Genomic DNA, 14,713 nt, shown 5'->3' on the forward strand with positions numbered 1-14,713 from the left:
GAAGCAGACATGGCGAGGGCGCCCATAACGCCCGCAACGAAGGCGCTCGTCGCTGCCGGGGTCGAGCACGTGGTTCACAGCTACGTGCACGACCCCGGCGTCTCTGCGTTCGGCGCTGAAGCGGCTGCGAAGCTCGGCATCGACGAGGCCCGCGTCTTCAAGACGCTGATCGTGCAGCTCGACGAGCAGCAGCTGGCCGTTGCCGTCGTGCCCGTCAGCGGCTCGCTCGACCTGCGCGGGCTCGCTCAGGCAGCTGGCTGCAAGCGCGCTTCGCTCGCCGACACGGCACTCGCAGAGAAGCGAACCGGGTACGTGCGAGGTGGCATCAGCCCGTTCGGCCAGCGGATGCGCCTGCCGACGTACCTCGACGAGTCGGCGTTCGCGTACCCGACGGTCTTCGTCTCCGGCGGACGCCGCGGGCTCGACATCGAGGTCGCACCAGCGGCGTTCCTGCAGGCTGTCGACGGCCATCGCGCGCCGATCTCGAAGCGCTGACTCGGGGGCTCTGGACGCGAACCGGGGTGCGCACGCACCTCGCCTGCAGCTCACGCACACGAGCCGATCAGTCCACTTCCTGCATGCGGTTCGCAAGACAACGCTCGGCGCGGGCGTATCCTGGGATTTCGACTCTCGCGAAGGAACCCCGTGACGCATCCAGGAGACGTCGGCCCGCAGACAGGCCGAAACCTTGACCCGTGGTACACCAGCTACGCCGACCGCACCGCCGGTCTGGCCGCCAGCGAGGTTCGAGCCCTCTTCGCCGTCGCCTCTCGCCCCGAGGTCGTGTCGCTCGCCGGCGGGATGCCGTTCGTGCAGGCCCTCCCGGAAGAGCTCATCCACTCCGCCTTCTCAACGATGATGCGCGAGCACGGCTCCGAAGCGCTGCAGTACGGGGGCGGGCAGGGCATTCCCGAGGTTCGCGAGCAGATCCTGCAGGTCATGAGCCTCGAAGGCATCAACGACGCGTCAGCGGACGACGTCGTCACGACGACAGGCTCGCAGCATGCCCTCGACCTCGTGTCGAAGCTCTTCCTGAACCCGGGAGATGTCGTCCTCGCGGAGGCGCCCAGCTACGTGGGTGCGCTCGGCACGTTCAAGTCGTACCAGGCGGATGTGGCCCACGTCACGATCGACGACAACGGGCTCATCCCCGAAGCGCTCGAGGAGACCATCGCGCACCTCCGCGCCGAAGGCAGGACCATCAAGTTCCTGTACACGGTCGCGAACTACAACAACCCGGCTGGCGTCACGATGAGCCTCGAGCGGCGCATCCGCGTGCTGGAGATCTGCAAGCGCGAGCACATCCTGATCCTCGAGGACAACCCCTACGGGCTCCTCTACTTCGACAAGCCCGGCCTGCCCGCGCTCCGTTCGATGGATGCGGAGAACGTGGTGTACCTCGGGTCGTTCTCGAAGATCCTCTCGCCGGGCCTCAGGGTCGGCTGGGCGCTCGCGCCGCACGCCATCCGCGAGAAGCTCATCCTCGCCGTCGAGGCGTCCATCCTCTCCCCGTCGACGTTCAACCAGTGGGTTGTCACCGAGTACCTGCGGCAGAGCGACTGGCAACAGCAGATCGAGGGCTATCGGGACGTGTACCGGGAACGTCGCGACGCCATGGACCAAGCCCTGCAGGAGCACCTCCCACAGCTCAGCTGGACGAAGCCGGACGGCGGCTTCTTCGTGTGGGTGCGCCTCACCGAGCAGCTCGACTCGAAGCAGATGCTGCCCCGCGCCGTGAAGGAGCTCGTCGCCTACACGCCAGGAACCGCGTTCTTCGCCGACGGCCGCGGCCGCCACGAGATGCGCCTCTCGTTCTGTTATCCAACCCCCGAGCGCATCAAGCTCGGCGTGCGGCGTCTCGCGAATGTCATCAACGGCGAACTCGACCTCGTCGAGACGTTCGGAACGTCGACGCGGCGCGGACCCGATGCGGACCGCGTCAACATGCCGCCGCCCAATATCTCCTGACCGCGGCACCTGACTCTCCTACGAAGGGAACCCCATTGAGCATCGAGGGCCTGCACGTCGTCATCCTCTCCGGCGGCATCTCGCATGAGCGGGACGTCTCGCTTCGATCTGGCAGGCGCGTCGCGGATGCGCTCACCCGGGCTGGCGCGAACGTCACCATCCGCGAGCCCGACGCCTCCCTGCTCAGCTTCCTTGAAGAGACGAAGCCCGACGTCGTCTGGCCCCTGCTGCACGGCTCCAGCGGCGAGAACGGCGCCCTGTACTCGCTACTGCGTGCCGCGCGCATTCCGTACGTGGGATCCCGACCGACGTCCGCGCGGCTCGCGTGGAACAAGGCGACCGCGAAGGCTCTCGCGAAGCGAGCAGGGCTGTCGACTCCCCCCTCGATCGTGCTCGAGAACAGCACGTTCCGCGAGCTCGGCGCCGAGGCCGTCATGCGCCTCATCGCGCGCGGCATCGAACTGCCAGCAGTCGTGAAGCCCGTCGAGGGCGGCTCAGCGCAGGGTGTGACGTCGGTCTCGACGTTCGAGGAGTTCCCGCAGGCACTCGTCACCGCGTTCACCTACGACGACACGGTGCTCATCGAGAAGCGCATCGAGGGGCGAGAAGTGATGGTCGGCGTGCTCGACCTCGACGGCGAACCGATTGCCCTGCCCGCAGTCGAAGTCGTGGCCAACAAGGGCGTCTACGACTACGAGGCCCGCTACAACGCCGGTGAGACGACGTACTACGCTCCGGCGAGACTGTCCGACGAGGAGGCCGAGCGCGTGAGCGAGGCTGCCCTGCACGCGGTCGCGACGATCCGTCTCTCCGACATCGCGCGAGTCGACTTCATCGTCGACGAGGCCGGCGTCGTGTGGTTCCTCGAGGCAGACCCCATCCCTGGGCTCACGGAGACGTCGATCGTGCCCCTCGGCATCGAGGCCGACGACTCCGAACTGAGCACGATCTACGCGCAGCTCGCCGCGTCAGCAGCGGCACGCGGGCCACTCGAGTAGCCAGTTTCCTCTCCTGCAGAACAGAGGAGGTGGATGCGCGGTTGGTGCGCATCCACCTCCTCTGTTCGCGAGCGGTGCTCAACTGGACACGCACCCACGTAGCGGAACTCTTCCGGTGCTGGACGATCCTGCTCGGACCGAGCGCGGTGTCGGCGCCGCCTTGTGCGGCGCCGACTCGCGCCGCGCTACTTGCCGGGTGCGGACTCGCCGAGCTCCTCGAGGATCCGATTCAGGTCCGCGATCGAGGCGAAGTCGACGACGATCTGGCCCTTGGTGCGCCGCAGGGTGACCTTGACGCGGGTGTTGAGGCGGTCACCGAGCTGCTCGCCGATCTCGTCGAGGTAGCCGGTGAGGCCGCTTCGGGGCTCCTTGTGGATCGGGGCCTGGGTGTCTGCCTTGGTGCTGCTCGACTTCGCGGCGGCGGCCTCGGCAGAGCGAACGCTCAGGTCTTCGTTGACGATCTTGTCGGCGAGCTGCTGCATGGCTGCCGGTTCGCCGGCGCTGAGGATCGCACGGGCGTGACCAGCTGAGAGCACACCGGCCGCGACGCGTCGCTGCACCTCCAGAGGCAGGCGGAGGAGGCGCAGCGTGTTGCTGATCTGCGGGCGCGATCGACCGATTCGCTCCGCGAGCACCTCCTGCGTGATCCCGAAGTCGTTGAGGAGCTGCTGGTAGGCGGACGCCTCTTCAAGCGGGTTGAGCTGACTCCGGTGCAGGTTCTCGAGGAGCGCGTCACGCAGCATGACGTCGTCTTCGGTATTGCGGATGACAGCGGGGATGCTCGAGAGACCGGCTGCCTTCGTTGCCCGCAGGCGTCGCTCACCCATGATGAGCTCGAAGTCGGCTTCGTCACGAAGCGGGTGGTCGGCCGGGATCGGGCGAACGACGATCGGCTGGAGCACCCCGAATTCACGCACGGAGATGATGAGCTCCTGCAACGCGGCTTCGTCGAACTCGGTTCGAGGCTGGTGCGCGTTCGGAACGATCCGACTCGGGTCCAGGGCGCGCAGAGTCGCACCCGGGATCTCGATGAGGCCATCGCCGTCGCCGCCGTTGTCGCCCTCACTGTCGCTGCTCGGCGCAGCGGCTGGGTCGATCGCCTCTGAAGAGCGCTCTGAGGCTGGAACGGTGGTGCCCGCCAGTTCCGGGGTGTCGTCGACCATGCTGGTTGAATCGATGTTCTTCGATTCAGTGTCACTGCTCGGCGCGGCGGGGGTGCTCGGGGTGGTCTTCACAGCCGTGGCGCGGGCCTTGGTTGCGGCTGAGGACTTCGCAGCGGGGGCCTTTGCTGCCGCTGTCTTGGCGGCCGGGGCCTTGGTCGTCGCGGCTTTCGAGCGACTTGCACGAGTCGCAGCGGGCGCCTTCTTCTCGGCACCCGCCTCTGGAGTCTTGGGGCTGTCGTTCACTGCTTCTTCAGCAGCGGCAGCGGGTGCGGACGTTGCCGTCTTGGTGCCTGGATTGGTGCGCGTCGATGCAGTCGTCGGGTAGGCGGGGGTTTCACTGTCGAAGAACACGTCAGAGGGGCGGGATGCGCCTCGGTCTGACGTGGGGATGAGTGCCCCGATGCCTCGACCGAGTCCGGTCCGTTTTTTTGTAGCCATGTTGTTTATGCTCCTCGCTGGGCGATTTCGACGGCCGCTTCGAGATACGCGATCGCGCCGGTCGAGGTTGGTTCGTGGGAAATGATGGTCTTGCCGAAGCTCGGGGCTTCCGAGATACGTACGGTGCGTGGAATAGCGACCTTCAGCGTCTCCTGTGGGAAGTGCTCTCGAACGTCGGCGGCGACCTCCTGGGACAGGTTGGTGCGCCCGTCGTACATCGTCAGCAGAATCGTTGTGAGTCGGAGCTGCGGGTTCAGATCCTGGGACAGGAGGTTGAGGTTCGATATCAGCTGTCCGAGTCCCTCAAGGGCGTAGTACTCGCACTGGATGGGGATGAGCACCTCCCGCGCAGCGACGAACGCGTTGATCGTCAGCAGGCCGAGCGAGGGAGGGCAGTCGATGAAGACGTAGTGGAACTCCTGGTCGGTGCCCGTGGTCTCGTCGAGGAGCCCCGCGATTGCCTGACGCAGGCGGTAGTCGCGCTTGTCAAGGTTCACGAGCTCGATTTCAGCGCCCGCCAGGTCAAGTGTTGCCGGTACGCACCAGAGGGTCTCGATATCCGGGCACTGCTGCATGAGTTCGCTCAGTGGTTCTCCATCGAGGAGTGCCTCGTAGGTTCCCGCGGTCTCACCGCGGTGTTCGATACCGAGCGCAGTGGATGCGTTGCCCTGGGGATCTAGGTCGATGACAAGGACCCGAGCGCCAAGCGTCGCGAGAGCCGCCGCGAGGTTGACAGCCGTTGTTGTCTTCCCGACTCCGCCCTTCTGGTTGGAGATCGTGAAGATGCGCGTGTGATCGGGAAGGGGAACCTCTTTCTTGACGAGGCTCTTTCTCCGCTGGTTCAGTTCAGAGAGGGCCGTCGCGAGCGGTGAATCGTCGAGCTGCGACGCTGGTGGCGAAGCGGCATCGCCGGCAGATGAAGCTTTCAAGAATGCTCTCCCTCAAGTAGACGTCTCAATTGTGCCCCAGATCGCACGCGGAAACGCGGTGACGCTCAGGCTTGTGGAATCAGTGCAACGCGCAACGTTTGGTGGGTTTCACGTGGAACGTCGGTCGGCCACATCAACTTCAGCTAGAGGGTTGAAGTGATGTGGGCGCAGCTGACACCAAGAACTGGTCTCAGCATCAACTGGTGAGGCTTGACGAGTTCGATCCGACTCACCCCTGCCCGAGCTCTGCCTTCTCGGGGCCTCAGACCAGCAGATTCAAGAGATCTCAGGAGTGTGGTCCGGCAAAGCAGCGCACGGTGGCAGGCACGGACGCACGGACGCAGGCACGGACACACACGAACATGGGCTCACGGGCTCACGGGGTCAACGAGTTCACGGATGCGCCGACGGACACCGAAGGACGAATGGGCGAACGGGCGAACGGGCGAACGGGCGAACGGGCGAACGATGATGTTCCACGTGAAACGCTGGTCACCGAACAAATGGATGAAGGAAGGAGGGGTCGGTGACGGGTCCATTCATTCCTCCGCGAGCACAAGTAGCTTGCGTCCCCGCATCTGCTCGAATTGACTGGAAAGCTCAGGACTCGGAACCGGATAGGTGAAGTGCAACACGCTGGGTCGAATCACGATCCGAAGGCGGTAGCCGCATCGTGTGTCGACTGCACCGTCGGCCAACAGTCGCCGGAACATCAGAAGAGAAGCCAATGCCAACGGGCTCGGCACGCCCCTCCCCACTAGCTCGACAAAACTGCAATCTGCAGACCTGCGGGTCCATCCCGCCGTTGAGCAAACGTGCGGGACCCGGTGCTGACCAGACTTGGGGCTTCGACGTCTGCGAGATCTGCGAGACCGACGACAGTCAATAGGCCACCGGTTGCTTGTTGTCATCTTGCGCGGCAGTAGGATTTCGCTTTCTCAGATCAGGCAGGAACTGACCGCTGCAGCACATAGCCAAGGCAGACGGACGACGGTCGATGTCTGACCGACGGAAGCCCCGATGCATGCGACAGAGGGTTCGAATCGCGAAACCCCCGTTGCATTGCAGTGACGGGGGAACTCGGAGAATGTCGCGGCTCACCAGGCTCGTGCTCAGAAGTCACGCCCCTCAACCGATGCGTTTCACGTGGAACGGCCGGAGTTGTGACCACAGTTGGCCTGCTATCCGGGCTCCCCGAGGGAGTCCGCACTCGACCGCGTCGAGAAGGCCGGCGACAGAAGTTCGACGGATGTGTCGCATAGGGAGTGCGTAGAGACGACGAAGAGATGAAGAGATGAAAGTATTGGATCTCATTGGGTGCCACAACGCGCCTGTCTCTCGCGGTGCAGAATCGCCGGCCGTCGCTGCCTAGCAGCGTTGACCTGGTGCAGGTGACCCTAGTCGCGTTGACCCGCAGACCTACTTAAGTTTCGCGAAGGAGGGTCAGGGTCGTCACCGTCACCTGAGCCGTTTCACGTGGAACACTCCGAGTCCTTGCCAGTCGCGGACACATGCCGTGCGTGGTCCTTGGGCGAGCAACTCAGGAAGAACGAATCGGCCTACCAGGGCATCGAACGCTCACGCTCTCCAACCGGTGGGCAGCCACACACCCTGCACAAACCTTCATTTTCGATGCCCGTCACTGTTCAGGTGCACGCCCTTGTTTTGGTGCGCATCCTTGTTTCGGTTCACGTCCTTGTTTTGGAGTGCGTCCTTGTTGAAGCGTGGGCTACGACTGCCTAGGAGGCTGCGATGGTCCATTCCGTGCCCGTGCCCGTCCCGTGCCCGCAAGGGACGATGCCACTCAACCCGCGACGGTGGGACAGGCCGACGAAGACATCGCATTGCAAGAGCTGAGGGCACCAACCTGCACACATCGGTGCGGTAGACCAATTGGCACCCTGGCCTCTCACTCGCCACTAGGGGCCCTAAAGCCGGGCAGTCAGCAGTCACAACTGCCAATGCGTGAGAGGAGGAGACACGCGCGCTTCGGTGCCGCTGCGGGCCACTGAGCCGCCAAGTGTCTAGCCGACCAGTGTCCGCCGGCAAGCAGCACGGCTCCGGCACAACCCAACTAGCGCCTTCCTGTGGACGCTATGCTGCCTGCTGCTGTGATTGCCGAACCGAGGCTGACACCTCATGTAGCTTCGTCTCGCCCGGGGCAGTGTTCGAGCTATGTTCCACGTGCAACATCTGAAGAGAAACTATCTCTGCCCAGGTACGTTGCGCGAGCAGTCTGCCGCCATGCCCATAGCCTGGGACGAGGCACTTCGCGACGGTCTGCTGGGCCTACTACCGCCCGCTCATGACGGTTGATGGACCGACTGTCCGCGGGAATCTCCCTTTCAACTGTATGGGCCTGCTCTTAGTAGTTTTGCGAGCCCTCATCGCCCGAAAGAACGCCACTGCAGGTACCCGCCACCTGCCAAGACTCAGACGTCAACATCCGCGGCTCTTGTTGTTGGAGTCGCAGAGCAGCCGACTCCAGGCAACGGATCTTGCGAGCTCAGGAGGGACGAGCGAGCTGGACTCCATTCCGCAGCAATAGAAGCCAGAGATCCGACGCCGAAATTCCAGGGCGCCAGCGCGGCCCTGACCGAGTGATTGCAGGGCCTGGGTGGATCTCGTGACTCGGTCGGCTCGCGCCTGTACTCCACGACCTTGAACGCGACCATGGGTCGTCATTCAACCGGGACGGCCGCCTCCACCAGCCGTTTGAAGGCCTGTCTTGTCATTCTGATCCTTTGCTGCAGCACACCCCCGGGTAGCCATAACGCGTTCGAGAACCGAGTCGAGTGCGGTCCGTCTGAGCTTCTTACTTCGCACCTGTCCGGTTCTGAGGTCCAAGCTCCACCCCGCCATTCTCCAGTCGGTCCGCACTGCGGTGGTTCGCAGCCCTAGCCCTAGCCCTAGCCCCTGCGCTCACCCGCACACCTCACCCGCCACCCTCTCTAAAACCGACACCACTCACCGCAGGCAGTCACCGCAGGCAGGTGCAATGATCCAGAGGCGAAGCTGCCACGGGACGCCGCGACTACATAAGAACGCAGAGGGGTGAGTAGGCGATCAATCGCGTTTCACGTGAAACGAAGCGCGCGTCTTGAGCTCATTAGAGTGGCCTCATCTCGGTGCACGCCTAGTCAACGATTGCCGGTCAACCGCTGCCGAGAGGACCAGACACCATGGACTTGGAACGTGTCTCTCTGGGCTGTCCGCGTCTCCGCCCTGGATCTCTTCTTGGGTCTTCTGAGCGACTACGAGGCGTTTCACGTGGAACGGAGCCCAGTTCTGAACCTCGGTGCGGTCCGACGAGAAGCCTAGATGACAGTTGGAATGCAGTGTTCCTGTTGAAGAACCATGATGATGGGCGTCGAGATTCGACTCTTGCGGATGACAAGTTCGGTGAATCAGGAGCCGCCGGAACTACCTGCTGACTGATCTCCGTGTTTGAGGACCGGAGGCTGAACCGGCGAAGGAAACTCCTGCCCGTATTGGTCGTGGTGCAGTCCTCTTATGAGACCGATCGTTGACGGATACCTGCACTACCCACGGCGGGGCCACGGGCTCGATAATCTCTGGCGGACTAGATCCGGGTAGGGGTTTACACAGGGCGATGATCATTATGAGAAGTGATCCGAGCTGCAACCATCAGCTTCTGTTCCACGTGAAACGGCTTTGCGGCCTACATCTCTGAGTCGGTGGCCGGGGCGAGGACTTCTCGGTCCCACACCCCACTGTCCCAAGACAAGCTTCTTCCGATCTCCCACACGCTTGTGACCTCCCACACGCGTGTCTGATCCTCGGTTCTATCAAACGCCCTACCAACTCGGACCTGACCCCAGAGGAACCACAGCAAAGAGTCCCACGCAACTCCTGGCCAGACGAGAGTTCCTGATCAACAACATGGCAGCGTCCTGACATCTGCGGCCTTGAACCATGCCGGTAGCCGGCAGAGAGAGGCCGATAGGCACCTCTTCGGGAATGGACTCAACTGATGACTCCAGCCAGCCCCTTGATGCAAGGCACACGACAGACCCGCATGACGCCACTGCACATCTGGTCTTCGGCGGCGGCCTCTGGAGACATGACTCAGTTGATCAGCCACAGGGCAACGTTGGCTGCTCTCAGAGGCACCGCTACGCACGATGAGCGTGCGTTTCACGTGGAACACACCGCCCCCACAGAATGCCCCCTCCGGCTAGATCAGGATCCGGGACAGGACACTCATCGCGCCGCAGTTGCGATCCCACAGTCGCTGCTCTTAGTGAACTCCCTACTGCCGCATCTCACTCGAGACGGGCACGGTTTTGCGAACCCCATAAGTCACACGATTCGTATCGTACGGACGACAGGACGAGGCAGAGTAAACCGGCAGCGTGGCTCTACGGACGATCAGACTCCTACCGCCCGCTCCACCGCCCACTAACCCCGCCCCAACCTGCTGCGAAATTCAATCCAAATGGCGCGGCTCATTTCCTGCACGCGAGCTGAGTCGCAGATTTCGAATTGGTGTGCCGTGAGTTCCTCGCGGCTGGGTCACAGGGTCGCTGGGTCACAGGGTCACAGGGTCACAGGGTCACAGGGTCACAGGGTCACAGGGTCACAGGGTCACGGCGCCATAAAGCTACGGGGACACACGTACACACGCCATCCTGGTCCCGCCATTGTTCTCGCCGCACTCGACTCGGCCTCTAGACCGCAGCTTTCATGTGGTCCGTCCCTTTTAGCTACCCAGCCCATCCCTTCCTCACTGACAGTGGGCTGTGAGACACGGAGTTGTAGACCGGGGCGCTGCTCGTTGTAGAAGGACTCCGACCGACAACGACTTCCGAGTCCCTCACCTGTGTGCCTTCATGCTCCGCACCCAGGGGCTCATTCCAACAGGCTGCGTACGATGGAGTCTTCTCACATTCAGTGGTCCTACTGCCCTCCTGCCTCCTGCCTCTTGCCTCTTGCCTCTTGCCCTCTGGCTTCTGGCTTCTGGCTTCTGGGCGCGAGCACACGAGTTGGATACCCCCCAAGCCGTCGTTCAACACCCCAATCGGATGACCACGCTGGTGCGGGTATGGCCCGCGGGGTAACGATCGGTCCGCCGTTGTTTCACGTGAAACCAGCGCAGTCAGTGTTGAGAAGAACACGAGCGTCGACCATGGCACGATCGGCAGCCTGATCAATGAGCAAGAAGTTGCCCGACGAGCCTGAACGTCACGGATCATGCGACTCACAGCCTCTCGCCCTAAATGTTCCACGTGGAACAACTCGAAAACATGACTCCGAAACCGGTTAAGTGGTGACTTCGATCACCCAAACACAGTGATGCCCAGGCCATGGTCTCGACGGGATCCAGGATCGGGCACCTCACATGGCTTCGCGATCAGTCCAATAGATCATTCATTCGGCAGTCCTGAACAGGCTGGGCCCCCCAGCACGAGTCAGCGCCCCGCGAGAGCAGCCAAACGCTTGCGAGCAGCTGCCCCCACCCCAGCAGGCAGCTAGCTCCGCCCGACGGCGCACGAGGAGTTGTCTCAGTGGCGGCAGCTATCTCTACAACAGATAGGCGTTCAGCTTCCAGTCCCCAGTGCTCGTCCACCTCGCGCGCTGAACCAGACAGTGACATCAGTGACGTTGACGCGCCCAGCCTGATTTCACCGACGCAACAGGCACATGGAGTCGCAAGTCCTCCTTCTGCCCGCAGCCCCGCTCTCCTGGGCCGTTCCCGTACCCTCCCCAACGGAGACCGGAACCCCAATCGCAAGTAGGTGGTCGCCCGCCAGCACTGGGCAGCCAGCAGCTGTCTCTCGTCTGCCGCCATGCGCAGACTGCCAGTGGGCTTTCCCCGTAGCCCTGCACGTGTGAGCACAGCGATGACACGGGGGCTGTGCGATGTCGTGGCGAACCGCCTCAGGGCGACCTCAGTGCCCTCAGACCTCCCGCGCTCGGCCAAGACGATCTCGGGCTTGGACCAGGGAATGCAGGAGCTTCTACGCCCCCCACCTGCCCAAAGGGCTCCGGCAGAGACCAACGGGCAACGGGCAACGGGCAACGGGCAGACACAACCACCGCACCACAACGATCCGCACTACTGCCGGTCGGATCTCCGAGCTCACCAGATGTCCAGGGCACTTGGCCAAGGCATTGGCAACACCCAGTTGGATTGCCAGGAGTCACGTCGGTCGACACCGTACTCAGGCCCGGTTCCCCGACTCCTGGAAGCGTAGAGCGACGGTTTCGTGGAGCTGAGGCCTGCCGGATGACAACGGGAACCGGGGTGCAAGACAACCAGCGTTTCACGTGAAACGGCCGCTATTGACGACTCAGACCGTGCAAACTGGTCGAGAGACCCCGCAAAACAACAGAGAGACGACGCAGCGTTCTAAGAGTCCCACCTCAACTCAAGAGCGCCGAAAACTCCTCGAAGTGATCGTACTTGGCGTGATGTGACCTGCATCAGCCATTCGAGTCACACAAGAGCAAGAAACTCTGCCGATTCGGCCGAGTAGGAGCCGGATCCAGAGAGAAGGCACGCTGATTCTCCCAGAGCCGACTGGGATTGGCCCGCGAGATCAACTTTGTGCGCCATATTGGCAATCAGGATGAGTTTCACACGAATCTTCTTCGGCCCCGCACCACCATTTGACATCGCCGAACGAAGGTTCCTGCATCGAATTACATGAATGCAAGGAAGTCGATGATGAGACGAACCTGGGGTGAGCTCAAAGCAGTCAGTCGACCGTCGCGCGGACGACGCGCGTCGTCTCGGTGTCGAGCGTTTCCCCGAGCTCCTCGACACGAACGTCGGTGAGCCCGAACTTGCGGATCACCTTGCTGGCCTTCTCGATCTCCGCCTCTGCGGAGCGGCCCTTGAGAAAGACCAGCTCCCCGCCTGAGCGGACGAGCGGAACCGTGATCGGGATCAGCTTGCTCAGGGCCGAAACAGCTCGGGCTGTCAGTTGGTCGAACGTGAACTCATCGTGGACCTCTTCGGCACGAGCACGACGCACCTGCACGTTCTCGAGGTCAAGCGCATCCACCTCGCGCTGCAGCCAGTCGGTACGACGTTCCATCGGCTCGATCAGCACGAAGTTGACATCAGGACGTGCGATGGCGAGCACGATACCCGGCAAGCCCGCACCAGAGCCGATGTCCCCGACGAGGCCCGGACGGAGCAGCGGCGCCATAAGCGCCGAGTTCACGATATGGCGCGTCCACAGTCGCGGGTACTCGAGGGGCCCAACCAGACCGAGCTGCTCTCCGTACTGAGCCAGGTCGGACGTGAACGCCCGCGCGAGGTCGATACGATCAGCGAAGAGCTCAGCGGCGATCGCCGGCTCGACCTCGACTTCGGTTGGCTGCTGAGTCATACGGGAGATCCCTCTCGAACGTGAATGTTGACGCCAGACTGCGAGTGCGTCTCGCAATCAGCTCGAACCAGTCTGACACGCGAGACGGAGACCGCACCTGCCCGACTGTCGCCCACGGACAACAAAGCTGTGGATAACTTTGTGGAAAACCAGCGATCAGAGAGACTTGAGAGTCAAATCGTCTGGAAATAGCCGCTGACCAGGCATTTAACCCAAGAAGGCGCAGAACCCCCCACGGAGCGAACTCTCGCCTGTGGAAACTCCTGTGGATAAGTCCTGGATCAGGCAGACGCGACTGGGCGGATGACGGTGTGACGCTCGCGAGCCTCACCCTCAGACTCGGACACGTAGCCGCGCTCCGAGACGATGTCGTGCACGATCTTGCGCTCGTAAGAAGACATGGGGGGAAGTGCCGCGGAGGAGGCGCCTTCCTCGATGCGAGTCACGGCGCGATCGACGAGACCGACCAGCTCGGTGCGGCGCGCATCCCGCGAGCCGCCGATGTCCAGAATGAGCCTCGAGAACTCACCCGTCTCAGCCTGGACGGCCAGACGAGTCAAGTGCTGGAGGGCGTCGACCGTCTCGCCATCCGCAAGCTTCGAGAGGTTCGATTCGCCGTCCGAGTTCACCGAGATGTACGTGCGTGACTCGCGAACCTCGATGTCGAGGTCACCGTCGACGTCGCTGATGTCCAGCAGCTCCTCGAGGTAGTCCGCCGCAATGTCACCGTCGTCGCGGGTGTCGGGTGTGCTGGCCTCTGCGGGGATGGTCTCAGGAGTTGCTTCAGTCATGCGGGTTCCTTAAAACAGTGTGGCAGCGAGAGTTTGTGAGCTATTTCTTGGCAGGTGGGCTGCTCTTGCCCGAAGCTGTGCCACCGCTCGGCTTGCCGCCAGAGGCCTTCTTCTTTGCCCTGTTCTTCGACACGGGCTGCGTTCGCTGCACCGGCTGCTGAACGGGTGCCTCGATGATGACGTTGCCCTTGGAGTCCTTGCGCTCGGGCTCAACCCACTTGCCGCGTGCCTTGAGCCGGTCCTCACGAGCCTTCGCGGCTTCAGAGCCGGGCGTCGGCATGTTGCGGATGATGATGTACTGCTGCCCCATCGTCCAGAAGTTCGAGATGAGCCAGTAGGTCATGACACCGAGCGGGAACATGACACCGGAGACAAGGAATGTGAGCGGCAGGATGTACAGCAGCATCTGCTGCTGGCGGTACATCGGCGACTCCTTGGTCGCCTGCGACACGTTCTTCGAGGTGATCTGCTTCTGCGTGATGAACTGCGAGACCGTCATCACGACGACCATGACGCCGGCGAGGATCTGCACTCCGACGTTGCCGTCGTTGTTGAGGAACGTCGCACTCAGCGGTGCGCCCCAGATATCTGCCTGCGAGAAGGATGTGGCGAGCTCCTGGTTGAGGAGGCCGACACCCACCGTGTTGTGCTGTGCGCCGTTGAGCACAGAGAAGAGGCCGAAGAAGATCGGCATCTGCACGAGAAGTGGCCAGCACCCAGCCATGGGGTTCGAGCCGGTGCGCTGGTAGACCGCCATGGTCTCGCGGCGCATCGCCTCCATCGAGAACTGGTCGCGCTTGCCCTTGTATTTGTCCTGGATCTTCTTGATCTCAGGAGCGACATCCATCATGGCTCGCTGGGACTTCACCTGCTTCACCATGAGGGGAATCATGGCGGAGCGGACGACGAGCACCAGGCCGAGGATCGCGAGGATCCAGGTCCAGCCGTCTGTGCCATCGAGACCGAGCGTCGTCCACAGCGAGTGGAATCCGACCAAGATGAGCTCGATGACCCATTTGATCGGCCACAGGATGGTTCCGAGGATATCCATGAGTGTGGTGACGT

General features: G+C 62.7%; 8 protein-coding genes. 3 read left to right on the forward strand and 5 right to left on the reverse strand.

Annotation, left to right across the window (positions count from 1 at the left end; genetic code table 11):
- Positions 1-9: 9 nt before the first annotated feature.
- The 3 genes from ybaK to C5E10_RS00275 all read left to right on the forward strand — a co-directional run bounded on the left by ybaK (position 10) and on the right by C5E10_RS00275 (position 2,966).
- Positions 10-495, forward strand: coding sequence for a Cys-tRNA(Pro) deacylase (gene ybaK, locus C5E10_RS00265; RefSeq protein WP_104329928.1), 486 nt, complete (start codon positions 10-12; stop codon positions 493-495).
- Positions 496-645: 150 nt separating this feature from the next.
- Entirely contained in the window at positions 646-1,968 is a 1,323-nt protein-coding gene (locus C5E10_RS00270; protein ID WP_104244015.1) for a PLP-dependent aminotransferase family protein, read from the forward strand.
- A 35-nt stretch (positions 1,969-2,003) separates the two neighbouring features.
- A complete protein-coding gene (locus C5E10_RS00275) occupies positions 2,004-2,966 on the forward strand; it encodes a D-alanine--D-alanine ligase (RefSeq protein WP_104329929.1) in 963 nt (320 codons plus the stop codon).
- A gap of 185 nt (positions 2,967-3,151) precedes the next feature.
- Here C5E10_RS00275 and C5E10_RS00280 read toward each other — a convergent pair whose 3' ends face one another.
- From C5E10_RS00280 to yidC, 5 genes are all read right to left on the reverse strand, one after another.
- Positions 3,152-4,129, reverse strand: a complete 978-nt coding sequence (locus C5E10_RS00280; protein ID WP_104329986.1) for a ParB/RepB/Spo0J family partition protein — start codon at positions 4,127-4,129, stop codon at positions 3,152-3,154.
- A gap of 443 nt (positions 4,130-4,572) precedes the next feature.
- Entirely contained in the window at positions 4,573-5,496 is a 924-nt protein-coding gene (locus C5E10_RS00290) for a ParA family protein (RefSeq protein WP_104329930.1), read from the reverse strand.
- Positions 5,497-12,218: 6,722 nt separating this feature from the next.
- Positions 12,219-12,857 carry a 16S rRNA (guanine(527)-N(7))-methyltransferase RsmG gene (rsmG, locus tag C5E10_RS00295; protein ID WP_104329931.1) on the reverse strand — a complete coding sequence of 213 codons (639 nt, stop codon included), beginning with the start codon at positions 12,855-12,857 and terminating at the stop codon, positions 12,219-12,221.
- 281 nt (positions 12,858-13,138) lie between these two features.
- Positions 13,139-13,648: a R3H domain-containing nucleic acid-binding protein gene (locus C5E10_RS00300; RefSeq protein WP_104329932.1), complete on the reverse strand. Its 510-nt coding sequence runs from the start codon at positions 13,646-13,648 to the stop codon at positions 13,139-13,141.
- A gap of 40 nt (positions 13,649-13,688) precedes the next feature.
- The gene (gene yidC, locus C5E10_RS00305; RefSeq protein WP_104329933.1) at positions 13,689-14,699 is read right to left on the reverse strand and encodes a membrane protein insertase YidC; all 1,011 of its coding nucleotides are present in this window, start codon (positions 14,697-14,699) and stop codon (positions 13,689-13,691) included.
- Positions 14,700-14,713: the final 14 nt, after the last annotated feature.

It is taken from the genome of Pseudoclavibacter sp. RFBG4, assembly GCF_002931515.1.
GTDB lineage: Bacteria > Actinomycetota > Actinomycetes > Actinomycetales > Microbacteriaceae > Pseudoclavibacter.